At 64.5% G+C, this 23079-nt stretch carries 20 protein-coding genes; 12 read left to right on the top strand and 8 right to left on the bottom strand.

From position 1 onward, the window contains the following. Positions 1 to 52: 52 nt before the first annotated feature. The 5 genes from OEX18_05800 to rpmH form a co-directional block, all read right to left on the bottom strand. Positions 53 to 730 (bottom strand): Jag N-terminal domain-containing protein, encoded by a 678-nt coding sequence (locus tag OEX18_05800; GenBank protein MDH4336776.1) that lies wholly within the window; start codon positions 728 to 730, stop codon positions 53 to 55. A 12-nt stretch (positions 731 to 742) separates the two neighbouring features. Beyond that, positions 743 to 2584: a membrane protein insertase YidC gene (yidC, locus tag OEX18_05805; GenBank protein MDH4336777.1), complete on the bottom strand. Its 1842-nt coding sequence runs from the start codon at positions 2582 to 2584 to the stop codon at positions 743 to 745. Further along, positions 2581 to 2877: a membrane protein insertion efficiency factor YidD gene (yidD, locus tag OEX18_05810; GenBank protein MDH4336778.1), complete on the bottom strand. Its 297-nt coding sequence runs from the start codon at positions 2875 to 2877 to the stop codon at positions 2581 to 2583. The genes yidC and yidD overlap by 4 nt, the downstream gene beginning before the upstream one ends. A 28-nt stretch (positions 2878 to 2905) precedes the next feature. Beyond that, complete coding sequence (rnpA, locus tag OEX18_05815; protein MDH4336779.1) at positions 2906 to 3244, bottom strand: ribonuclease P protein component; 339 nt, start codon at positions 3242 to 3244, stop codon at positions 2906 to 2908. A 68-nt stretch (positions 3245 to 3312) separates the two neighbouring features. Continuing rightward, positions 3313 to 3447 (bottom strand): 50S ribosomal protein L34, encoded by a 135-nt coding sequence (rpmH, locus tag OEX18_05820; protein ID MDH4336780.1) that lies wholly within the window; start codon positions 3445 to 3447, stop codon positions 3313 to 3315. A gap of 598 nt (positions 3448 to 4045) precedes the next feature. Here rpmH and dnaA point away from each other — a divergent pair. From dnaA to OEX18_05870, 10 genes are all read left to right on the top strand, one after another. Then, positions 4046 to 5410: a chromosomal replication initiator protein DnaA gene (dnaA, locus tag OEX18_05825; GenBank protein ID MDH4336781.1), complete on the top strand. Its 1365-nt coding sequence runs from the start codon at positions 4046 to 4048 to the stop codon at positions 5408 to 5410. A gap of 365 nt (positions 5411 to 5775) precedes the next feature. Continuing rightward, positions 5776 to 6747 (top strand): 6-bladed beta-propeller, encoded by a 972-nt coding sequence (locus OEX18_05830; protein ID MDH4336782.1) that lies wholly within the window; start codon positions 5776 to 5778, stop codon positions 6745 to 6747. A gap of 160 nt (positions 6748 to 6907) precedes the next feature. Then, complete coding sequence (dnaN, locus tag OEX18_05835; GenBank protein MDH4336783.1) at positions 6908 to 8020, top strand: DNA polymerase III subunit beta; 1113 nt, start codon at positions 6908 to 6910, stop codon at positions 8018 to 8020. An 81-nt stretch (positions 8021 to 8101) separates the two neighbouring features. Continuing rightward, positions 8102 to 9214, top strand: coding sequence for a DNA replication/repair protein RecF (locus tag OEX18_05840; protein ID MDH4336784.1), 1113 nt, complete (start codon positions 8102 to 8104; stop codon positions 9212 to 9214). Next, positions 9211 to 11229, top strand: coding sequence for a S9 family peptidase (locus OEX18_05845; protein MDH4336785.1), 2019 nt, complete (start codon positions 9211 to 9213; stop codon positions 11227 to 11229). Before OEX18_05840 ends, OEX18_05845 begins: the two co-directional genes overlap by 4 nt. Before the next feature lie 141 nt (positions 11230 to 11370). Then, positions 11371 to 11676 carry a DUF721 domain-containing protein gene (locus OEX18_05850; protein ID MDH4336786.1) on the top strand — a complete coding sequence of 102 codons (306 nt, stop codon included), beginning with the start codon at positions 11371 to 11373 and terminating at the stop codon, positions 11674 to 11676. 96 nt (positions 11677 to 11772) lie between these two features. Further along, on the top strand, positions 11773 to 13674 hold the full coding sequence (gyrB, locus tag OEX18_05855; protein MDH4336787.1) for a DNA topoisomerase (ATP-hydrolyzing) subunit B: 1902 nt from the start codon (positions 11773 to 11775) through the stop codon (positions 13672 to 13674). A 3-nt stretch (positions 13675 to 13677) separates the two neighbouring features. Continuing rightward, entirely contained in the window at positions 13678 to 13881 is a 204-nt protein-coding gene (locus OEX18_05860) for a hypothetical protein (protein ID MDH4336788.1), read from the top strand. A 25-nt stretch (positions 13882 to 13906) separates the two neighbouring features. Next, positions 13907 to 14278, top strand: a complete 372-nt coding sequence (locus tag OEX18_05865) for a hypothetical protein (GenBank protein MDH4336789.1) — start codon at positions 13907 to 13909, stop codon at positions 14276 to 14278. A gap of 89 nt (positions 14279 to 14367) precedes the next feature. After that, positions 14368 to 15366: an aminotransferase class I/II-fold pyridoxal phosphate-dependent enzyme gene (locus tag OEX18_05870; protein ID MDH4336790.1), complete on the top strand. Its 999-nt coding sequence runs from the start codon at positions 14368 to 14370 to the stop codon at positions 15364 to 15366. Here the strand turns inward: OEX18_05870 and OEX18_05875 are convergent. Together OEX18_05875 and OEX18_05880 are read right to left on the bottom strand one after the other, a co-directional pair. Next, a complete protein-coding gene (locus OEX18_05875) occupies positions 15363 to 17663 on the bottom strand; it encodes a protein kinase (GenBank protein MDH4336791.1) in 2301 nt (766 codons plus the stop codon). The genes OEX18_05870 and OEX18_05875 overlap by 4 nt on opposite strands. A gap of 75 nt (positions 17664 to 17738) precedes the next feature. Then, positions 17739 to 19532 (bottom strand): hypothetical protein, encoded by a 1794-nt coding sequence (locus OEX18_05880; protein ID MDH4336792.1) that lies wholly within the window; start codon positions 19530 to 19532, stop codon positions 17739 to 17741. Between the two features lie 146 nt (positions 19533 to 19678). On the opposite strand from OEX18_05880, the gene arsN2 reads away from it, so the two are divergent. Further along, positions 19679 to 20173, top strand: coding sequence for an arsenic resistance N-acetyltransferase ArsN2 (arsN2, locus tag OEX18_05885; GenBank protein ID MDH4336793.1), 495 nt, complete (start codon positions 19679 to 19681; stop codon positions 20171 to 20173). Between the two features lie 9 nt (positions 20174 to 20182). On the opposite strand, the gene OEX18_05890 is transcribed toward arsN2, so the two are convergent. Then, a complete protein-coding gene (locus tag OEX18_05890; GenBank protein ID MDH4336794.1) occupies positions 20183 to 21733 on the bottom strand; it encodes a hypothetical protein in 1551 nt (516 codons plus the stop codon). A 231-nt stretch (positions 21734 to 21964) separates the two neighbouring features. Here OEX18_05890 and OEX18_05895 point away from each other — a divergent pair, with 231 nt between their 5' ends. Beyond that, positions 21965 to 22234, top strand: coding sequence for a PGPGW domain-containing protein (locus tag OEX18_05895; protein MDH4336795.1), 270 nt, complete (start codon positions 21965 to 21967; stop codon positions 22232 to 22234). Positions 22235 to 23079: the final 845 nt, after the last annotated feature.

Consider the following 23079-nt stretch of genomic DNA (forward strand, 5'->3'; position numbering starts at 1 on the left):
CGCGCGGCCCGCCGTGCGGTCGTTGCTGAACACGCCCGCGCGGCCCCTGTTGCTAGTCTTGCGGCCGGTCGCCCGTGTCGGAGCCACGCGGCGTCAGCACCACCTTGCGCAGCAGTCCGTCGCCGATCGTGTAGGTGGTGATGTCGTCGAACTCCGCCACCGCCAGGTGGATGATGCGCCGCTCCGAGGCCTTGAGCGGTTCGAAGTCGCACTCGCGCTGCGTGCGCCGCACGCGGTCGGCCAGGCGGTGCGCCTTCTCGATGAGCAGCCGGTGCTTGCGGTGCACGTAGCCGCCCACGTCGACCGTGATCTTGCTGTGCCGCTGCGTGCGTCCGGTGAAGACGCGGTTCACGATGTGCTGGATCGACGACAGCGTTTCGCCGCGGCGGCCGATCAGAAGGCCGTCGAGACCGCTGGAAGAAATGTTGACGAAGGTGGTGTCGTCGGACTCTTCGATGGTCAGGGTGAAGTCCACCCCCATGAAGCCCAGTACGTCGCCGATGATGGCACGGACGATCTCCGAGTTCTCGCTGCCGATGGCACCCGCCGGCGCGTTGCGGCGCGTGACGCGAATGCGCACCATCTTGCCGCCGAAGATGCCGCGCAGCCCGCCCTGCGACTCTGACAGGACCTCGATGTCCACCTCGTCCTTGCGCGCACCGAGTTCCTTCAGCGCCTTTTCCAGCGCCTGGTCGATGGTCTTGCCGGCTGTTTCGATGGATCCCGCCATGAGCGCCGTCTCCTAGCGGCCCTTGCGTCCACCCGATCGGGCCTTCTTGCGCGGCGCCGGCTCGACCACCACGGCGGCGGGTTCGGCATGGCGCGAGTCCTTGACGATGTAGTACTGCTGCGCCACCGAGATGACGGTGTTGATGATCCAGTAGATCACCAGGCCGGAGGGCATCTTGTAGAACAGCACGGTGAAAACAATCGGCAGCATGGTGTTGAACCCGGGCGGAATGGCCGTGTTGGCCTGGCCGGTGGGCGAGCCGCCCAGCTTGGACTGCGCCCACATCGACGCCCCCATCAACAGCGGCAGCAGGCTGAAGTTGTCGCCGATCAACGGCAGCGACAGCGGCAGCTTGAACAGGACGTCCTGCTGCGAGAGGTCGTTGATCCACCCCAGCCACGGCGCGCCGCGCAGCTCGATGGTGTACTGCAGCACGTTGAACAGCGCGATGAACACCGGCATCTGCAGCACCATGGGCAGGCACCCGCCCAGCGGGTTCACCCCCGCTTCCTTGTAGAGCTTCATCGTCTCTTCGCTCACGCGGCGGCGGTCGTCGCCGTACTTCTCCTTGAGCGCCTGCAGTCGCGGTTGCAGATCCTGCATTTCCTTCATCGACTTGAAGCTCTTGTGCGTCAGGCGGTAGAAGAGAACCTTGGTGAGCACCGAGATGATCACGATCACCCAGCCATAGTTGGGAATCACGTGGTAGAGCGCCTTGAGCGCCTTCAGCACCAGCTCGCTCACCGGCCGGATGAACTTCATCCCCAGTTCGATGTTCTTCTCGAGGCCCACGCCCAGTGCTGCGACCGTGTCGAAGCTCATGGGGCCCATGTACACGTGCATCATGCTCGTGACCTGGCCGCGCGCCACACCCGCGGGAACGGCAATGGTCTCGCTGATGCGGTGTTCGGCCTTAATGCCGCTCATCTGCACTTCCGCGCGCGTCGGCTGCTGCGGGTACAGCGCAACCATGAAGTACTTGCTCTGCAACGCCGCCCAGTTAAATGTGCCGCTGTAGTCCTCCACGTGCGAGCGTCCAAAGTCGCCCGGCTTGCGCCGGTGCTTCTCCTCGCCCAGCAGCACCGTGGCGCGAAACGCGCTCTGGTCGTTGCCCACGTTGGCCTCGGTGCTGGCCAGCCCCGGGCCCAGGCTCCACCCCACGTTCTCCGCCTCCGGCGCTAGCGCCTCGCTCATGCTGAGCCGCGTCTCAAAATCGTAGCGGTCGCCGAAGAAGCGGTAGCTGCGCTCCACCACGCCGCCGCTGCCCTCGGCGCGAAACACCAGGTCGACCGGCTCGCTCCCCGACACGACCACGCGCGCACCATCGGGCAGCACATCACCACCGGCGCTGGCGCCGAAGACGACGTCGTCCAGATCGAGATCCGCGGCGGGCCCATCGACGCGGGTGGAGAGCATGCGCGTGCCAGACCAGCTATCGCCGGCCGGCAGCAGCTCCACCGGCTCATCGCGCGTCAGGTAGTTCAAGAGTTTCACGGACGTGATCACCGCGCCGCGCGTGTCGAGCTTGATCTCAAACAGCGGCGTCACGATGGTGATGGTTTGCGACGGGGTTTCTTCCGGTGTGGCGAAGACCTCCGCCGTCACGCGGGCACTGGTGTCGGCAGGCGCAGTGAGCGCCGTGGCCGGCGGTGTGGCTTCCCTGCCGGGGCGCAACGTGTCCGCGGCCGGCTCGCGCGTGGCCAGCGTACCCTGCTCGAGCGCTTCGGCCTGGCGGCGCGCGCGCTCCTTCTTCATCTTGGGCGCGAGAAACAGGGCGTCGTAGCCAAAAAACAGGGCCATCGACGCCACGAACGCGATGAGCGCGCGGCGCTCCATCGAGAATCCTTTGCTCATCGAACTTCCTTCATCGTGAGGACAGAACCGTGCGCCGGCGCATCGCCGGCGTTGTCACGCCGCGGGACCGGATCGAAGCCACCCGCGCTGAACGGATGGCACCGGCACACACGCCGCGCCGCCAGGGCCGAGCCCCGCATTACACCGTGGGTACGAATGGATTCAGCCGCGTAGTCCGAACAGGTGGGATGAAAGCGGCACGCAGGTGGCAGCAGTGGAGAGATCCAGCGGCGGTAACCGGTGATCAGCGCGAGCAGCGCGCGTTGCAGCAGCGCGGACATTCGTCGAGACATCTGACGATCACTTCCTGTGCCGTTCATGTCATTTCCCCGCCCGGTGCGCGCCATTCGTCTGGAGCGCGAGCGCGATGTCCGCCTGAACTTCCTCCGCGCTGCGGGTGACGATGGTCCCCCTCGCCACCAGCACCACCCAGTGGTCGCCGGGCCACAGCGCCATGACCTGGCGCGATGCCTCCCGCAGCAGCCGCTTGGCGCGATTGCGCTTTACAGCACCTCCCACACGGCGACTGGCGACGACCCCGATACGCAGGCCATCCGGTTCGGGCGGCGAGAAAAGAAATATAACCGTGTGATTCGCAACGAGCTTGCGCCCCGAGTCATAGCAGTGGCGAAACTGCCACGCGTGCTGGAGCGTGCGCAAGCGGCGTCGGGATGATCGCGCGGATTCTCGCGGGCCCATGGTGGCACCGCACTCCGTCGCCGGATGCACTACGCCGAAAGGCGCTTGCGGCCCTTCTGACGGCGACGCTTGATGACGAGCCTTCCACCGCGCGTGCTCATGCGCTTGCGAAACCCGTGATCGCGTTTCCGCTTGAGGAGGTTGGGCTGGAATGTACGCTTCATGATCGATAATCCTGTGTGTGCGTGATAAAAAATCCTGCCCGGCCACCGGGCCGGGGCGACCGGGTGGCGTGGACGGGTGCTCTTTCGATAAGTCGCCGAAAGAGGAGACTCTATAGCAATCGGCCCTGCCCGTCAAGCCCGGAGAAACCCACAGGGTTATCCACAGCGGTGGACAACTGAACCGGTTGCCATGTCACCAGATGGTCCGTTTCTGTGAGCAACTCCATTTCGCTGTTGATGGCCCCGCCGCGGCTCTGATAACTTCCGTCTCGGTGCATTTCTTCCGGGTTTGAAGCATTTCCCGACAGTTTCAAAGTCTCTAGAGTAGGTACTGTGGACAACTTCGCTACCGCAACCCCCGCTTTACCCATAACTTATTTGTCCACAAATAGTTGGCGTATTATCCACATTTGTGGATAACCGCTCGTCCGCTGCCGGTCCGCGTCGGAACCGGCGATTAATCAAGAGTTTCCGGGCCCGCCGACCGCGACGGTCCCGCACCAAGTCGTGGTTACGAGGTTGATGAAGGGTCTGTGCACACGCCAGCCGGACGGCAGGCGCGTGACGGAGTCTCCCCCAGGGAGAAAGGGTATCCTCCATGTCGGTTTCCTCCCGCCAGAACGGCAACGACCACCTGTGGTCGGAGTTTCTCGCGTCGGTCGCCACACTCGTCAACAAACAGACTTTCGAGACGTGGTTCAAGCCGATGCGCCTGAGTTCCGTGGATGGTGCGCGTGTCACCATCGACTGCCCCAGCAAGTTCTTCGTGGAGTGGGTCAGCGAGCACCATTCGGATAAGATCCAGTTTGCGCTGCGCCAGGTGATCGGTCTCGATCCCCAGGTGTCGCTGCAGAACGCCAATGACGCCCCGCCGGAGATTTCGCGGCGTCCGGAGATTTCGCAGATCTCGGCCGCGTCTCGATCGCGGCGGTCTGCAACCGAGGGCGAGCGGCTCAACCCGAAGTACGTGTTCGAGGAGTTCGTCGTCGGCAACAACAGCCGCATGACCTACGCCGCCTGTCTCGCCGTGTCGGAACGTCCCGCGCAGGTCTACAACCCGTTGTTCATCTACGGCGGCGTCGGCCTTGGCAAGACGCACCTCATGCAGGGCATCGGCCACGGCGTCCTGAAGCGGCAGCCGCACGCGCGCGTTCACTACTGCTCGGCGGAAGCCTTCATGAACGAAATGATCATGGGCATCCGCCAGGGCACCAGCCACGAGTTTCGCACCAAGTACCGCAATGTGGACCTGCTGCTGATCGACGACATCCAGTTTCTCGCCGGCAAGGAGAGCACCCAGGAGGAGTTCTTCCACACCTTCAACGCGCTCCACGGTGCCAGCAAGCAGATCGTCGTTACCAGTGACCGGCCGCCCAAGGAGATTCCCACCCTGGAAGACCGTCTGGTGTCGCGCTTCGAGTGGGGGCTGATTACCGACATCCAGCAGCCCGATTACGAAACCCGCCTCGCCATTCTGCGCAAGAAGGTGGAGCGCGAGAACATCATGATTCCCGACGATGTGCTGGCGCTCATCGCCGACAGCGTGAAGAGCAACATTCGCGAGCTCGAGGGCAGCCTGGTCAAGCTTCTGGTGCACGCGAGTGTGTACAAGAAGGATGTTAACATCGAGATGGCGCACGATGTCCTCAAGGACTTCGTCAAGTCGACACCCAAGAAGACCAGTATTTCGCTGATTCAGAAGATCGTATCGCAGCACTACCGGGTGCCCGTCGAGTCCATGCGCTCTAAGGTGCGTACCGCGCGCCTTGCCTTTCCGCGCCAGGTGGCCATCTATCTCGCCCGCGAGCTCACCCAGGCGTCGCTCGCGCAGATCGGACAGCGGTTTGGTGGGCGCGACCACACCACCGTGATCCACGCTTGCTCGAAGATTTCAGACATGGTGGAACGCGATGTTTCGCTGCGCTCGACCATCAGTCAATTGCGGAAGGAGCTCTCGACCTAACACTGTCGAGCAATTCTTCCCAGACGAGGCCGGGTGTGATGATGTTCGTGTTGGTTCCCATGCGGCAACACCGTCATCAGCGCCCGGCCTCTTTGTATTTAGAAACTCTCCACAATTTGGGGGAATCTAATGTGGACAATGTGTGGGGAGAAAAACAACATCAACAAGTGGACAGGATAACTGCGTGTACTCCACACACGGTTGACATGTGTGAACGGCGGCAACACGATAGTGTCATGCGTGTTTACGATGCACCGCCCACATACCCACAGGTCCTACTGCTACTACTGTTATTTAAATAATCCAGAGTTAGTTAAGAAGCCAGTCGCGATCCGTGGTGCGCGTGATACAATTATCCAACAGCAATGAAGATCTCATTGGGGCATATTCTTCTTCTCTTGATGCTCGCCTTCCCCATCGCGAGCCTGGCCACCCCACCGGTCTTTCTGCTCGCGTGGGGGACCAGCGGCAGCGGTGACGGTGAATTCAACTTCCCGCGAAGAATTACAGTGGGAGCGGATGGCAGCGTGTATGTCGCCGACCGCAACAACCATCGCATTCAGCGCTTTACCGCCGAGGGGGTGTTCCTGGGGGCGTGGGGCGGGCTGGGGACGGAGCCGGGGAAGTTTGATTTTCCCTTTGGTATTGCCACCGATGACAGCGGCCATGTCTACGTGGCGGAGCGCAACAACAACCGCATCCAGAAGTTCACCGCGGACGGCGTTTTTGTGCGTGCCTGGGGCGTTGCCGGCACCGGGCCGGGGCAGTTCAACTTCCCGGTGGGCGTGGCGGTTGACCACGACTACCGCGTCTACGTGGCCGATTCCTTCAATCACCGCATCCAGCGCTTCACCAGCACTGGGGGCTACCTGGGCCAATGGGGAGGGTTTGGGAATACCGCGGGCAAATTCAATCAGCCGGTGGTGGTGGCGGTGGATGCCGCGGCGAACGTGTATGTGTCCGACAGCGCGAACTGGCGGGTGCAGAAGTTCACCGGCACGGGAACATTCCTGACCGAGTGGGGCTCCATGGGACCGGACGACGACCAGTTCGAAGGACCCCGTGGCATCGCCTTCGATGCGCAAGGCAATGTGTGGGTTGTCGATCAAGCGCCCAGTTGGATCAAGCGCTTCACCGCGCAGGGCGTGTTCATCGAGAAGTTTGGCGGCACGGGCAGCGGCGACGGGCTCTTCGACCGGGCCGAGGACGTGGCCATCGACGCGAATGGGTATTTTTATGTTACCGACCCCGGCAACGATCGCATCCAGAAGTTCGGTCCCGACGTAGTGCCCACACGACCGACCACGTGGGGCGGGTTGAAGGCGATCTATCGCTAGAACCCTCCCGCCGCGAGACACGAAAACTTTTCCACACCATGCATCCCCAACTTGCGAGAGACCGCGGGGTGCGCTATAGTCCTCGGGCTCCCCAGCACTACAACCAGGGCACGTTAAACAAACCTCAAAGTTTTGTCTCGAAACGGTGGGAGGAATGGGTGTGAAAATCACAGTCGACCAGAAGGATTTGCTCAAGAGTCTTCAGGGTATTTCAGCCGTTGTACCAACCAAGACCTCTCTTCCGATTCTGTCGACGTTCCTGATGGAAACGAAGGGTGACGGCAAGGTCACGCTGACGGCAAACGATCTTGATGTTTCGCTCACCAACACGCTCGCGTGCGAAACCAGTGGTCATGGCAGTGTTGCCGTTCCGGGTAAGAAGTTCTTTGAAATTGCGCGTTCACTTCCCGAGGACAAGGTGGTCATCGAGACCGAAGGTGATCGCATCTCCATCAAGTGCCGGCGCAGCCGCTTCAAGATGCTCGGAAAGAGCTCGGACGAGTTCCCGAAGCTCCCCGTGCAGAAGGCCAGTGTGTCGTTTTCGATTGCTGCTTCGACCCTGGACAAGATGATCAACAAGACCAGCTACGCGGTCTCGACCGATCTCACGCGCCCCTCGCTGTGTGGGGTGTTGTGGGAGATCCGCAAGGGCGCGCTGAACATGATTGCAACCGATGGCCACCGCCTGGCCAAGGTGGGGTTGCCCGACGCCGCCGGCTCGGGAGATGACAAGGACGTCATCGTGTCGCCCAAGGCGCTCAACATCTATCGCTCGCTGGCGGCCGAACTGGACACGGTGAATGTGTCGCTGGCCGACAACCACATCACCTTCGATCTCGGCGACAGCGTGATCTACTCGCGCCTGCTGGAGGGACCGTTCCCGGACTACAACCAGGTGATGCCCAAGAAGAACACCCGCAAGCTCACCGTAAGCCGGATAGAGCTCACCGATGCGTGCCGTCGCGTGGCCATCCTCTCCAGCGCCATCACGCACCAGGTCAAGCTGGTGCTGGAAGACGACCGGCTTACCCTGTCCGTAAAGACGCCCGATGTGGGCGAAGCGGTGGAAGAGGTGACGTGCGGCTACGGCGCGGCCAAGATGGAGATCGGCTACAACGCGCGCTACCTGCTGGACATTCTCCGCACCATGGACAGCGACGACGTGGCTTTTCTGCTCGACCGCACCGACAACGCCGGTGTGGTGCTGCCGGAGGCGGAAGGGGCCGACATGAAGCACGAGTGCCTGCTGATGCCGCTGCGCCTCAGCGATTGAGCGTGTGAGCAACTGATAAACCGAACCGCGCGCGGCGGCGCTCCCAGCGCGGAGCCGCCGCCGCGGTGGAGCCCACCCAGCGTGCGCGTCCAGCGATTCCTCTCCACAAACTTCCGCAATCTCGCAAGCGGCGAGATAGAATTCGCGCCGGGGCTGAACTTCCTGGTCGGCGAGAACGGCCAGGGAAAAACCAACCTGCTCGAGGCGGTGTACTTCTTTCGTTTTGGCCGTTCGTTCCGCGCCGCGGCCGACACGGAGATGATCCATTTCGACGAGACCTTCTGCCGCGCAGAAGTCGACGCGTCATTCAGCGACGGACACAGCGAAACCTTCGCCTTCTCGGTTGAACACAAGGGACCCAAGACCATCAAGGTGGACGGCCAGGTGCTGGCACGCCGCTCCGCGCTGGCGGGACGCTTTCCCGCGGTGCTGTTCGGCCCCGCCGATCTGCGCATCGTTTCCGGCGAGCCCGACCACCGGCGGCGCTTCTTCGACATGGTCGGCACGATGACCGAACCGGCGTACCTGCGCAGCGCGCGCGACTACCGTCGCGCGCTCGAGCAGCGCAACGCAGCACTCAAGGCCCGAGCGGGCCGCGACGAAATTGCGGCGTGGAACGAACGCCTGGTGGAAAGCGGCGTTGATCTCATTGCGCGGCGCCGCGAACTGGTGGCGCTGATGGAAATCGAAATGACCGCGCACGCCGGCGAGGTGCACAGCCCGTTTGATTTCGCGATGCGCTACGAAACCACCCTGCACGACGCCGCGGAGCACGCGGCCGAGATCACCCAGGAGGCCACCCTCACCAGGGCCTTCCACGACCGGTTGGCCGAGGTGGCACGCGAGGAGGCGCGCCGCGGCGTGACCCTGGTGGGGCCGCATCGCGACGACGTGCTGTTCAGCATGGCCGGCCAGGATCTGCGGCGCTACGGCTCGCAGGGACAGCGGCGCCTGTTCGCGGTGCTGCTCAAGATGGCGGAACTGTCGTATCTGGAAACGGAGCTGCGCGAGCCGTGCGTACTGCTGCTGGACGACGTATTCTCCGAGTTCGACGCATCCATCATGGCGCGCCTGCAGCGCACCCTGGACGGGACGCGCCAGGTGTTCGTCACCAGCCCGGTGGCCATCGACGACGTGCACGCACCCGGTGCGCGCTTCTACAACGTCAGCAAAGGAAGCATTTCGGCGGCATGATGACCGACAGCAACAAGAGGGGGAAGGACATGACGCGAAGCATCCAGCTCGGGCTCGCAATCTGTTTGACACTGGCGACGAGCGCGCACGCGCTGACGGTGGCGGAGCTCATGTCGGTGAAGAACATCACCGAGGCCCGCATCAGCCCCGACGGCGCCACGGTGGCGTTTGGCGTGGCGGCGGTGGACTCCAGCGGACGCGCGTGGGACGCGGACGTGTGGACGGTGGACGTTGCCGGCGGCGCAGCGCGCCGCATCACGCATGACGACGCGTGGGATGACACGCCGCGCTGGGCGCCGGATGGATCGGGGCGGCTCGCATTCGTCAGCGACCGGGAGGGCGCGAACCAGGTGTTCATGGTTGCGCTTCCGGACCCCGAGCCCCGCCAGCTCACCGACACGCCCAACGGCGTCACCGCCTTCGCGTGGTCGCCGGATGCGAGCCGGCTGGCGTTTCTCACCCCGGGCGGCCAATCGGAGGCGGCGCGCCGGCGCGCCGAAAACGGAGCCGACGTGCACATCGAAGACGAGGCGACGCCGCCGTCGCGCATCCATATCGTGGATGTCGCCACGGGCACGGACCGCGAACTCCCGCCCATCGACGCCGCCGATGTCACCACGCTCGATTGGTCCCCCGACGGAACGCGCCTGGCCGTCACCGTCCAGGATCAGAAGGGAACCATCGGATTCTTCTACGGCTCCGACATTGCCGTGGTTGATGTGACGAGCGGTGCCATGAAGACACGGGTGGCGCGCGAGGGCATGGACTTCAATCCGCGCTGGTCGCCGGACGGAAAATCGCTGGCCTTTCTCTCCCACGGCGGCGTGAAGGACTGGATCGGGTCCTGTTTCGTGTGCGTGGTCGCGGTGGACGGGGACGCCCCCCCCCGCAACGTCTCACCCGGTTTCGACGAACGGGATTACGGCGCCGAGTACCTGTGGTCCCCCGATTCGAAGAACATCTACCTGGTGGCGCCACAGGGGGTGACGCGGCAGATCTTTGCCATCGACGCCGAGAGCGGTCAGTCGAGTCGCTTGAGCGCGGGCACCGCGGTCTTCGGTGGAGTAAGCGTCTCCGCGGACGGCTCCCGCATGGCGTTCCAGCGCACCACCATGGAGGAACCCGCCGAGATCTTCGTTTCGGTGCCGCAGCCGTTTGCGCCCGTACAACTCACCCACCTCAACGATGCCATCGCAACGACGAAGCTGGGCCGCGGGGAGATCGTGCGCTGGAAGAGTTTCGATGGCCTCGAGATCGAGGGCATCTTGGTGACACCCGCGGGGCGCCGCAAGCAACGGCCGCTGGTGACGGTGATACACGGCGGACCATCCACCCCGTGCATGGCCGCGTTCTCCCCCCAGATTGGCGCGCCCGGATGGCCACAGGCGGATCTGGTGGCGCACACCTTCGTGGAGCGTGACTACGCCGTCTTCTTCCCGAACTTCCGGGGCAGCAGCGGCTACGGGCGCGATTTCATGCGCGCCAATATGGGCGACTGGGGGGGTGGGGACTTCAAGGACGTCATGACCGGCATCGACATGCTGGTGGAACGCGGGGTGGCCAATCCGAAACAGCTGGCCATCGTGGGCTGGAGCTATGGCGGCACGCTGACATCGTTTGCCATCACGCAGACGCCCCGCTTCGCCGCCGCGGTGGTGGGGGCGGGCGTCACCGACCACCTGAGCCAGTATGGCACCACCGACATCCCGCCGCTGATCGAGACCTACATGGGTGGAACCCCCTGGAAGGTGGCGGACACCTACCGCCGCTGTTCGAGCGTCACCCATGCGGCGGACGTCATCACACCCACGCTCCTGTGCTACGGAGAGAACGATGCCCGGGTGCCGCCGTCGCAGGGGCGCGAGTTCTACCGCATCCTGAAGCGCCGGGAGGTGCCGGCGGAGCTGGTGGTCTACCCGCGCTCGGGGCACTTTGTGTTTGAGCCGGCCCTGGAGGCGGACTTCCAGGCGCGCATGCTGGCGTGGGTGGACCGGTGGATCGAGCGCGAGAATTGAGCCGCGCGCGCACCCCCGGACGGGGGCGGTGTTAACCGCGCCGATTACATCCACAATTTATTTATTTCAAAGGATTTGCGCCGACCGGCGCGCAAAAATACAGGTATCATTTCGGCCGCGAAACCGCTAGATTCTGAAGGTATGGCGCGGCGTCCTTTTACCCGCATCGGGGCGGTCCTCCCGTCCGTTCTCCGGGATCTCGGGCTGCAGAAACGATTCAGTGAGCGCAGGCTCGTCGAGCGCTGGCCCGACGTGGTGGGGCCGGAACTCGCGCGCCGCGCGCGCGCGATGCGTTTCGAGCGCGGGACGCTCTTCGTCCACGTGGACCACGGGGCGTGGATGCAGGAATTGCACTTTATGGAAAAGGAACTCGTGCGTAAGCTACGCGCGGCGTGCCCGGACGTAGATCTGGTGAGAATCCGGTTCGGCGCGAAGGAAATGGAATAGAACGGACACACGATGAACAGCGAAGAAATCAGGCAGCCGGAAAAGCGCAAGAGCGCACCCCCCGTGCCGCCCGTGGAACCGGAGCGAAAGGCCGAGATGACGCAAGAATACACAGCGAAACAGATCCAGGTGCTCAAGGGGCTCGAAGCCGTGCGCAAACGGCCGGCCATGTATATCGGGAGCACCGACGTTCACGGTGTCCATCACTTGATCTATGAAGTTGTCGACAACTCGGTGGACGAGGCCCTCGCCGGGCACTGCACGGAGGTCGAGGTCATCATCCACGAGGACAGCACCGTCAGCGTCACCGACGACGGACGCGGCATCCCCGTCGACATGCACCCCACCCAGCACCGTCCCGCGCTGGAAGTGGTCATGACCACGCTGCACGCGGGTGGCAAGTTCGACCGCGACTCCTACAAGGTGTCGGGTGGTCTGCACGGCGTGGGCGTTTCGGTGGTGAATGGCCTGTCCGAGTGGCTCGAGGTCGAGATCCACCGCGACGGCAAGCATTACATGCAGCGCTATGACCGCGGCGTTCCCTCCTATGACCTCAAGGACCTCGGCACCACCGATCGCCGTGGAACCCGGGTGACCTTTTTGCCCGACGCGCAGATATTCGAGAAGGTGGACTACCAGTTCGAGACGCTGGCGCAGCGCCTGCGCGAACTCGCCTTCCTCAACAAGGGACTCAAGATCGTTTTCGACGATCAGCGGCCGCAGAAGCCCAAGCGCCAGGTGTTCCAGTACGACGGCGGCATCGTGTCCTTCGTCAAGTACATCGACACCGCCAAGTCGCTGATCACCCCGCAGCCCATCTTCATCCAGGCGGAGAAGGACGGCGTGCAGGTGGAAGTGGCGCTGCAGTACACCGACGGCTACGCCGAAAACGTGTTCTCGTTCGCCAACAACATCAACACGATGGAGGGCGGCACCCACCTGGTGGGCTTCAAGGCGGCGCTCACGCGCACCATCAACAACTACGCGGTGCAGCGCAACCTCTTCAAGAAGGAGCGCGTCACGCTGGGCGGCGACGACGTACGCGAAGGGCTCACCGCGGTGGTGAGCGTGAAAATTCCCGAACCGCAGTTCGAGGGACAGACCAAGACCAAGCTCGGCAACAGCGATGTCAAGGGAATCGTTGAAGCGGTGGTGGTGGACGGCCTCAAGGAGTACCTGGAGGAGAATCCGGCCATCGGTAAGGCGATGATCGAGAAGTGCCTCTCCGCGTTCACCGCCCGCGAGGCGGCGCGCAAGGCACGCGATCTCGCGCGGCGCAAAACCGCGCTGGAATCGGCATCGCTGCCGGGCAAGCTGGCCGATTGCGCGGCGCGTGACCCGCAGGTGAGCGAGCTATACCTGGTGGAGGGCGACTCTGCGGGCGGCTCCGCCAAGATGGCCCGCAACCGCGAGTTTCAGGCCATCCTGCCGCTGCGCGGCAAGGTGCTCAACGTGGAGAAGGCGCGGCCCGACAAGATTTTCTCCAACGAGGAGATTCGCACCATCATCACGGCGGTGGGAACCGGTGCCGGCGAGTTCGACCTCACCAAGGCGCGCTACCACAAGATCATCATCATGACGGATGCCGACGTGGACGGTGCGCACATTCGCACGCTGCTGCTAACACTCTTCTACCGGCACATGAAGCCGCTCATCGAGGCGGGCTACATCTACATCGCGCAGCCGCCGCTGTTCAAGCTCAAGAAGAGCAAGAAAGAGGTGTACGCGTTCAACGACGAAGAGCGCGAACGCATCCTCAAGGACTGGGGCGGCGCGGACGGCGTGTACATCCAGCGTTACAAGGGCCTGGGAGAAATGAATCCCGTACAGCTCTGGGAGACCACCATGGACCCGGAGGCGCGCACCATCCTGCAGGTGGATATCCAGGACGCCGTGGAGGCCGACCGGATTTTCTCGATTCTGATGGGCGACGAGGTGGAGCCGCGGCGCGAGTTCATCCAGGACAACGCCCTCGCGGTCAAGAACCTGGACGTGTAGAACATGGCAGTCAACCGAAAGAACCTCCGGGTGCGCGTGCTCGAACGGCACGAGGGGTTCGACGACGACTTGAAAGACGCCACACCGGCGGATCGAATTGCGATGGTCTGGCCGCTGACCGTCGATGTGTGGGCGTTCATGGGGTACGACATTGCTCAATACAGATTATCACGACATATTGTCCGCGTTATCCACCGCGAAGGCTGAGTATCTGCTGGTTGGCGGATACGCGATGGCCGCGCATGGACGCCCGCGCGCGACCGGCAACCTCGACCTGTGGGTCAAGCCGGATCCCGACAACGCCGGCCGCGTGATGGGCGCGCTGGAGACGTTCGGTGTTCCCACCAAGACCCTCTCGCCGGAAGACTTCACCCGCAAGGGCACGGTGGTGCAGATCGGCTCCGCGCCACAGCGCATCGACTTCATGACCACACTGGAAGGCGTGTCGTTCGACTACGCCTGGCCGCGCCGGATCGACGTCAATCTCGACGGAATCCGCATTCCGGTATTGAACCGCGAGGATCTGGCCACCAACAAGCGTGCCGTCGGCCGTCCCCAGGACATGGCCGACGCCTCGTGGCTCGAGGGTCAGAGGCACCGTTGATCCGGCCGGATCGACCCGCGCACCGCTCCGAATACCTCCTCTGGGCAAAGAAACGCCCGCCCGCGACATACAACCTCGCGCGCAGCGGCGTGGCTACGCTTCCCATGGACCGGCTGGGCCTCTCCCTGGCCGACGTGCTCACCGTGGAGCCGTACGCCGACGGCTGGCGCCCGGTGGCGGAGCGCATTGCCGCGCGACACGGTCTCGGGCCTGAGAACGTGGTCACCACCCACGCATGCTCCATGGCCAACCACCTGGTGTTCGCGGCGTTCGTCGAGCCCGGTGACGACGTGCTGCTGGAATCTCCCGTCTATGAGCCGCTCGCGAAGCTGGTGGCGTACTTCGGCGCGCGCGCGGTTGCGCTGCCGCGCCGCGAGGAAAACGGCTGGCGCCTAGATCCCGGCGACGTGCGGCGCGCGCTCACCACGAAGACGTCGCTGGTGGTGCTCTCCAACCTGCACAACCCCACCGGCGCGCACGAGGATGATACCGCGCTCGCGGAGATTGCGCAGGCCGCCGCGAATGCCGGCGCACACGTGCTGGTGGACGAGGTGTACCTGGAGTTTCTGTGCGCCGCGGGTGTGCGCAGCGCGGCGCGGCTTGCGCCCAACGTGGTGGCGACCAGCAGCATGACCAAGGTCTACGGCCTCGACGCGCTGCGCTTCGGCTGGGTGCTGGCGGAGGCCGCCGTTGCCGAGCGCATCCGCCGTCTCAACGACCTGTTCTCCGGCGACACCGCGCACCCCAGCGCGCGCATCGCGTTTCACGCGCTCGCATCCGCTGACGCACTGCTCGACAACGCCAACGCGCTGCTCATGCCCAACATCGACATTGTGGATCAATTCGTGCGCGGGAACGAGCGCCTGTCGTGGGTGAAACCGCGCGCGGGAACCTGCGGGCTGGTGAGGGTGGCGGGAATCGACCGCGAGACGCTCAGCGAAACCCTGCACCGCGACCACGGCGTGGCCATCGTGCCCGGCCGCTTCTTCGATGCCCCGCACCACGTCCGCCTGGCGTGGAGCATCGAGACCAGCGATCTCCGGGAAGCGTTGACGCGAATCGGTGCCGCACTCGCCGCGCTTTCCTAGAGACCGCGTATCGGGACTTGCTCGCGCAGGAGCTTCTGAAAACGCGGGTTGTCGCGCAGCGGCTCCATCCACCGGCAGCGCAGTCCCACAACGAACCACTCGTGCGCCTGGATGGCCTGTTCGGTCAGGTCGAGCGCGCGATCGATGTTGCCGTAGTACGCATACATGGCAGCCAATGTGTGGTACTGAACCCTTTCCTGCTTGAACAGGTCGGCCAGCACATCTCTTGCGGCCTGGTCGTCACCCAGCTTCACCATGGACGCCAGCATGGGGACTTCGGCGCGTTCCACACGCAACGCCCGCGCCTTGCGCGCGTACTCGATGGCGTCCGGGTAGCGGTGTTCGTGGTAGGCGATCCAGGAGCGCACGAACCACGCCAGGCCGAACTCCGGGTACATATCAAGCACGCGTTCGATCTCGCGGGTGGCTTGTTCGTACTGGCCCTTCATGTCGTAGGCCTGGGCGAGTATGGTGCGCATGATGGGTGAGTTTGGATCCAGATCGACCGCCTTCATTTGCTGCTCGATGGCCCTGTCGTAACGGCCCAGCATCATGAAGCACAGGCCGTACCAGTGGTAGGCGATGGCGTTGCTGGGTTCGAGACCGATGGCCGTGCGAAAACTGGTCTCGGCCGCCGTCCAATCCCAATCGAAGAACAGCTGCACCATGGCGAGCGACGCGTGTGCTTCCGCGAGCAACGGATCCAACCGTAACGCGCGTTCGCTCGCTTCGCGCGCGTTGGGGAAAGCCACGGTGGCCTTATCCCAGTTCCACATGCCGCGAATGATGTGGCAGGCGGCGAGGCCGGCCAGGGGTGGCGCGAACGTGGAATCAAATGCGATGGCGAGATCGAACCACTCGATGGCCGCGGCCACATCGGCTGGCGTGCGACGGTTGAATGAATCGCGACCGCGCAGGTACGCATCCAGCGCCCCTGGATCCACCGCCCCGCTGGTCTTCAGCCGGGCCTGCTCATCGGGTGTTATCCGCACGCTCACTTCACGCACGATCTTTGTCGCGAGCTGTGACTGCAGGGCAATGATGTCGCCCGACGTCGGGGCGTCGTAACTGCCGGCCCACATGTGGATGTCGTCGACCGCGTCGATGAGCTGTGCCGTGATGCGGACTTCATCGCCAGAACGCAGCACCGCCCCCTCCACCACGTAGCGGACGCGGAAATCATCGGCAATCTCACGCAGCGGCCGTTTCCTTCCCTTTTCGGTCATTGACGATGTACGGGAGATCACCTTGAGGTCCTTGATCTGCGCCAGCCGGGTGATAAGAAGATCCGTCATCCCATCCACAAAGAACTCCTGCTCAGGATCGGCGGACATGTTGACAAACGGGAGAACGACCAGGGACTCGGGTTCTCGGTGATGGATGATGTTCCAACCTGTCCACGCGAGACCGACCACTAGCGCAACGGCCCCGGCACGGAGAGCGATCTTGAAGAGGCGCTTCCGGAAAAGACGCCGGATACGAGCCTCGAAACCTTCGGCCTGGCGTAGCGCCTTGCCCATCGCTTCCGCACTCCCGAAGCGGTGCGCGGGGTCCTTGGCCATGGCCTTCTGCACCACGCGCGCGGTCGACTCGCGGACGTGCGTGTTCAGCCGTTCCACCGGCTCCGGTGTCGTGTTCACGATTGCGTTGAGAACCACCGCCGGGTGAGAACCGCCGAACGGCCGCCGCCCGCCCAACATTTCGTATAGAACAACACCGAGGGAAAAAATATCGGAGCGAAGGTCCAGATCCTCACCACGCGCCTGCTCCGGTGACATGTAGAGGATGGTGCCCACCAGGGCCTTCTCGTCCGTCAACGTGGGCAGCTCGCCACGCAGCGCGAGCCCGAAATCAAGGATGCGCACGCGGCCGGCCTTGTCGATATGGATGTTCTCCGGCTTGATGTCTCGATGCACGATTCCTGCGCGATGAACCTCGGCGAGGCCGTCGCACACCGCCCGGGCTATCTCGACCGCGCGTCGCACCAGGAGACGTCCGTTGCGGATCACGCCGGAAAGTGGCGTGCCTTCGACGAACTCCATGATGATATAAGGCTGGTCCACATGGACACCGAACTCGTGGATGGTGACGACGTTCTGGTGGTTGATTGCGGCGGCGGCCCGGGCCTCGCGTTGAAAGCGGGCGAGGGCGTGTTGATCTCCCGACAGGCGAAAGGGCAGGAACTTGATGGCAACCCGCCGGCCGAGCTCCAGGTCCTCGGCCAGGTACACCTCGCCCTGGGCACCTTCCCCGATCTTGCTCAGAATCCTGTAGTGGGAAACCACCGTCCCGATCATGGTACTCCCGGGCGGCGCCCGCCCTGTACTGCGGCCAGTGAATACTATACCCCGCCCGGGGCGGTGTCAAACCCACTAGTCGTTGTGCAGGAGGACGGCGCCGTCGGCGCCGGTGGCGAACACCGAGCGCCCGTCGGTGCCCCAGATACCCATGATATCCCCGGCAAAGCCGGAGTCGGTATTGCGCCACGAAACCCCGTCGAAGTGAATGATGACGCCGCCGTCACCCACCGCGAAGAGCGATGTGTCGGAAAGCGCGCGAATGTCCCGCAACGGCGTGGCCACCGGACTCGCCATCGCCTTCCACCCGTTGCCATTGTTGAAGAGGATCTCGCCCGCCTGCGAAGCGACGTACACGTCGCCGCGCCAGCCGCTCACCGCGAGCAGGGGCGCAGACGCCGGCGTGTCCTCGATGGTCCAGCCGTTGAGTTCATAGGGATCGTCATAGCGGATAATCGAGGTCGCGTTGCTCGCCACCGCGAAGACATCGTCGATGGCGGCCGCCCATACGTCCACAAACTGGTGGTTCTCGGCGCCGGCGGGCACGGTTGCCTGCGTCCAGGCCCCGCCCTTCCACACCAGCAGGGTTGCGTCGTCACCCGCGGCGTACACGCGGAAGGGTTCGCCGAAGCGCGAGATCAGCGCGGTCAGTCCGCGCAGGGTGGATGATGCAGGGCTGTTCTCCTTCTGCCACGCGCCGCCGGTGTAACGGTAGATCACCCCGCCGTCTCCGGCCACGAGGACATCGCCGGACACGGCAATGGCGTGCAGACCTTCCGGAAACGACCAACCGAAGCCGTCGCGATCGCGCACCACACCACCGCCCGGCCCGCTGCCCACCGCGATGTAGTAGTCCCGGTTCGACCACACCGCCTCGAAAGCAAACGGCTGGCCCAGGTGGCGCGGCGACCACTGCGTGCCGCCGCCCATGAGCACGGAGCCGTAGTCACCGCCGGCAACCCCGGTACCGTCCGGGAACACCCACAGCGACCGGACGTGGTTTGTCGTGCCGGACGGAACCGGCGACCACGACGCGCCGTCGTAGTGGAGCATCATGCCGTTGTCTCCCGCCGCCACGATGTCGTCGGGCGCGTTGCCCGCCACCGCACGCAGGGTGCTTCCCACGCCGCTGGTCATGGGTGCCCACGCGGCGCCGTCGAAGTGCAGAATGCGGCCGAACTCGCCCGCCGCGACCGCGTCGGTGGCGGACGCGGCCCATACGTCATACAGGTTCTCGGTGTAGAAGGTGGTGTCCTCGATGAGCAATGTGCCGTCGTGGCGCAGCACGATGCCAGCGTCGCACACCACGAACGCGGTACCACCCGCCGCGAACACCGCGTTGCCATCCACGCCATCGCGCGCATCCAGCCGCGACCAACTGCTTCCATCGTAGTGGAGAAGCTCGGTGGTGTCGGGATAGAGCGGGGTGGCTGCAACCGCGTAGACGTTCGTCGCGGAGGTTCCGTGCAAATCACGAATCTGGTTGCCGGTGGGGGAGGACATCGCGCTCCACACGCCGCCGGCACGCCGCAGGATCGTGCCGCCGTCGCCACCCGCAAATACGACCGACGACGACGCGCCCCACAGGGCACGCAACGTGTCGAGTGGCGCGGGGAGCGACTCCGCGCGCCACGCGCTGCCGTCGTAACGGAGAATGCCACCGGCGTGCGCGGCGTAGAGATTCTGCCGCGACGTTCCCCATATGGCGTGGATGTCCCCAACGCCAAGCCCGCCGCGGATCTGGTTCCACACGATGGGCGCCGGTGGCGGTGGGCTACCGGGGGCCACGGGGTCGTTCGAACAGCCGGCGGCGATGACGCAGCCGAGAAGCAAGCGTGCGAGCACCCCTCGAAGCGGACGGTTGTTCATGGGCAGGTGTTCCTGGTGACCGCACGGAGCAGCACGGGGTAACCGAATCATTCTAGGCCAGCTTAACACCCTGTGCCAGCGGCGATTCGGGCGGCGGGCCGCGGAACGCGGGCCCGCTCGCGCGGCGGAGCGGCTATAATCGGCATATGTCACTGCCCATCTCCCACAAGGTCGCGCCCGCCACCGAGGGTGATCTCCCTGAGCTCCGCGAGCTCCTCGCGTCGGCCGGGCTCTCCGCCGACGGCCTGGACGACTTTCTCGCCACCACGCTCATCTCGCGGTCGCGGGGGAAGATTATCGGCTGTGCCGCACTGGAGATCTACGCGGCGTCGGCGCTGCTGCGCTCGGTGGCGGTGGACGCGGGCTGGCAGGCGCGCGGGCTGGGCGCGGAGCTGGTGGAGAAGGCCATGCGGCTGGCGCAGTCGCGTCAGGTGAACGAGATGTTCCTGTTAACCACCACGGCGGCGGAATACTTCGAGCGGCACGGCTTCGCGCGCTGCGCGCGCGAAGAAGCACCCCAGGCCATGCAGCGGTCCCTCGAATTCACCGCGCTGTGCCCGGCGAGTGCGGTGTGCATGCGCCGCACCATCGAGCCGCCGCGCCCGGCAATCCGAACGCCGCGGACGCCCCGCGAGGAGTAGCAGCCCTGATCAGTCTTTGGGAACCCGTTCGCCGATGAAGAGCCAGTCGCGCGAGCCGTTCGCCGCCGGCTGAATCCAGCCCGAGCCCGACCACACCGCCGGATCGTCCGCAATGGCCTTGTCGCCCTTGGAATCCTCGTCGTTGTCGAACGTGAATGAGCACCCGTGGTTCTCGCCCGAGCGGTCCGAGAAGGAGAACGCCTGGTCTCCGCCCCATCCGTCGAGGGTCACGGTGCCGTTGTTGGCGGGGCTCTCCTGCGTCACGTAGAAGTCGTCGCCCGCGATATCGCCGCAGTCGTCTTTAACGCTGAAGTTGGATGTGTAGGTGAAGTCGATGTCGATCCAGCCGCGCGAATCGGCGGACCACGCGTTGTCGACCACCTTGCCGCCGTACGCGCGCCCCGAGATGTGGATGGTGCCGGCGTCCTCGTCGCACACCAGGGTCACCGCCGCGCTCTCCAGCGCGTCTGCGTAGTCGAAGCTGAAGGTCCAACGCCCGTCGCCCAGGAGCCCGTCGATACGCAGGCCGTAGGCGGGGGGCAACGCGCCGCCGTCGGGATGGTCGTGCAGGGCGAAGATAGCGGCGTTGCTCTCTTCCTCCGGGCCGAAGCGCAGCACCGTGCCCGCGTCGCCCACCGCGTATACCTCGTCCGCCGAGCGCCCCCACACGCCGAACAGGTCCTGGTCCGTACCGCTGGCCACGTCGATCCACGAGTTGCCGTCGTAGTGCATGATGCGGCCACCCTTGCCCACCAGCCAGATGTCGTTGGTCGCCACGCCCCACACGTCGTAGAGGTTGGTGCCGAACTGCGCCACCGGTGACCACACGGTGCCGTTGTAGTGGATGACGATGCCGCCGTCGCCCACCGCCCACGCGTTGTTGTAGGCCGTGCCCCACACCGCGGACAGGTTTTCCGTGGTGGGCGTGTTCATGAACGACCACGCGGTGCCGTCGAAGTGGAGGATGGTGCCACCCACCCCGACGGCAAACACATTGTCCGGCGACGATCCCCACACGCCGAACAGCGTCACGGTGGTGATGTCGGCGAGTGTCGTCCAGGCGGAGCCGTCGAACTCGAGAATGGTGCCGCTGTCGCCAACGGCCACCGCCTGGTACTCCTCGAAGCCCCACACGTCGTACACGCTGCGGGTGGTGCTGCTCGACATGGGATCCCACGCATCGCCGTCGTAACCGACGAGGGTGCCGACGGTACCCACGGAGAGCGCGCGGCCGTCCGTCGCACCCCACACGGCGCACAGGTCGTGGTAGACCAGCGTGGGTTTGCCCTGCCATGGGTCGGTGTCGAGGTGAATGGCGGTGCCGCGGGTGCCCACCGCGATTACCTCGCCGGCGGGAGAACCCGAAACGCCCCACAGCAGCTCGGTGGTGCCGCTGTCCATGGGACGCCAGCTGTTGACGGCGGCATCGCCGCCATTACGGTTGTGCGAGTTCGTGTCGGACGGCGCGGCAACGTCGCCACCCTGGCCGCACGAAACAAGTACGGAGAAGACGCACAGTTGCGCGAAAGCAAGCCATCGCTGCGAAGGCCGGAGTTGCATGAGAATCAACCTGCTCTGCTGAACTGGAGGTAATACCGGGAGACCCGGGGGCCTCCGGAGAAACGATGAGGCGGATTTAGCGCGTGCATCAATTGTATCAGAGAAGGGCCCATGGTTTCCAAGGGGGGCGCGTCGCGGGCCGCATTTTGTTCCCGTTGTTTCTTATGAGGGCGCGTTGTTCCGCGCGCGACACTACGGTGTATACTCGTGCCGGAGAAACCGGAGGGCGGCATGGCGGAACGAACACAACGAACCTGGGCCTACCGCGTCGTGCGCCGCGTGGTGATCGCGGTGATCGGCGGCACCATCGTGCTGCTGGGTGTGGCGATGCTGGTGTTGCCTGGCCCGGGGTTGCTCACCATTGTCGGCGGGCTTGCCGTGCTGGGACTCGAGTTTGCCTTCGCGCGCCGCTGGCTCGCGCGCGCAAAGGAGAGCACCCGTCAGGCGGCCGACAAGGCGCGGGACCGCTGGCGGGCCGGCAAGGGGGACGGCGGAGCCTAGTCGATTCTCTGTTTGTTTGCCCGGCGTTCCCGCATGTGGCCGATCAACGTCCACCGGGGCAGCTTGCCACGCATGTCCGCGACGAGCAGCACAAGCCCAACCAGCGGCGCAAGTGCTTCGAACCACGTGAGACGATCCCACAGGTAACCGAATGATCGGTTCTCCGGTCATCGTCGAAAGTCGAACTCGCATGGCTCTCGCCGATTCAGGATCCAAGAAGCCACGCTGCTCCCATGCATTGATGATAACCACGGGGCTCTGGGGAGCGTCTGAAAAGACATCAAACACGCCGTCTTTGCGGAGACGAACGATCTCGTTGACTATGCGATTGATATTTGCTCGGGCCGATTGACGGGCTCGCACCCGAGCGGCATCGCGCAAACACAACACAAGATAAGAAACAGCGACTTGGTCAGGTTCGTGATGTTGTCTCCTCCATTGAAACGTCAACCAATCCTCCGCGCGTTCGGCGCTGGTCGCCTGCTTGCCGCGCCGGCGCCCACCGCCGCAGTGCACAGGCCGAGCCAACGGCGTGGAGCGGCGCATGTCGTTGGGAAACAACAGGAACGGGGTGCAGACGGTGACGGACGGGAGCCGGCGGATCCCGGATGCGGTGAGCGCCCGGGCCGGGAACGTGGCGTTGGCTCGGCCTCCGCGGCGGGCGCCCGCGCCACGGGGTGATGTCGGCCGATCAACACCGGAATCGCCGCGGAACGGCGAGGCCGTGCGAAGGGGCACCGGATTGTTCACAACTCGTTTATTATCATATAGTTAAGTTGAACGTCCGTCGCCCCGTGGAAGGGCCCGAAGACCCCGGAAATCAGTTTCCATCCGGGCCTCGACCC

The sequence above is a fragment of the Candidatus Krumholzibacteriia bacterium genome (assembly GCA_029865265.1).
In the GTDB taxonomy this organism is placed as follows: domain Bacteria; phylum Krumholzibacteriota; class Krumholzibacteriia; order WVZY01; family JAKEHA01; genus JAKEHA01.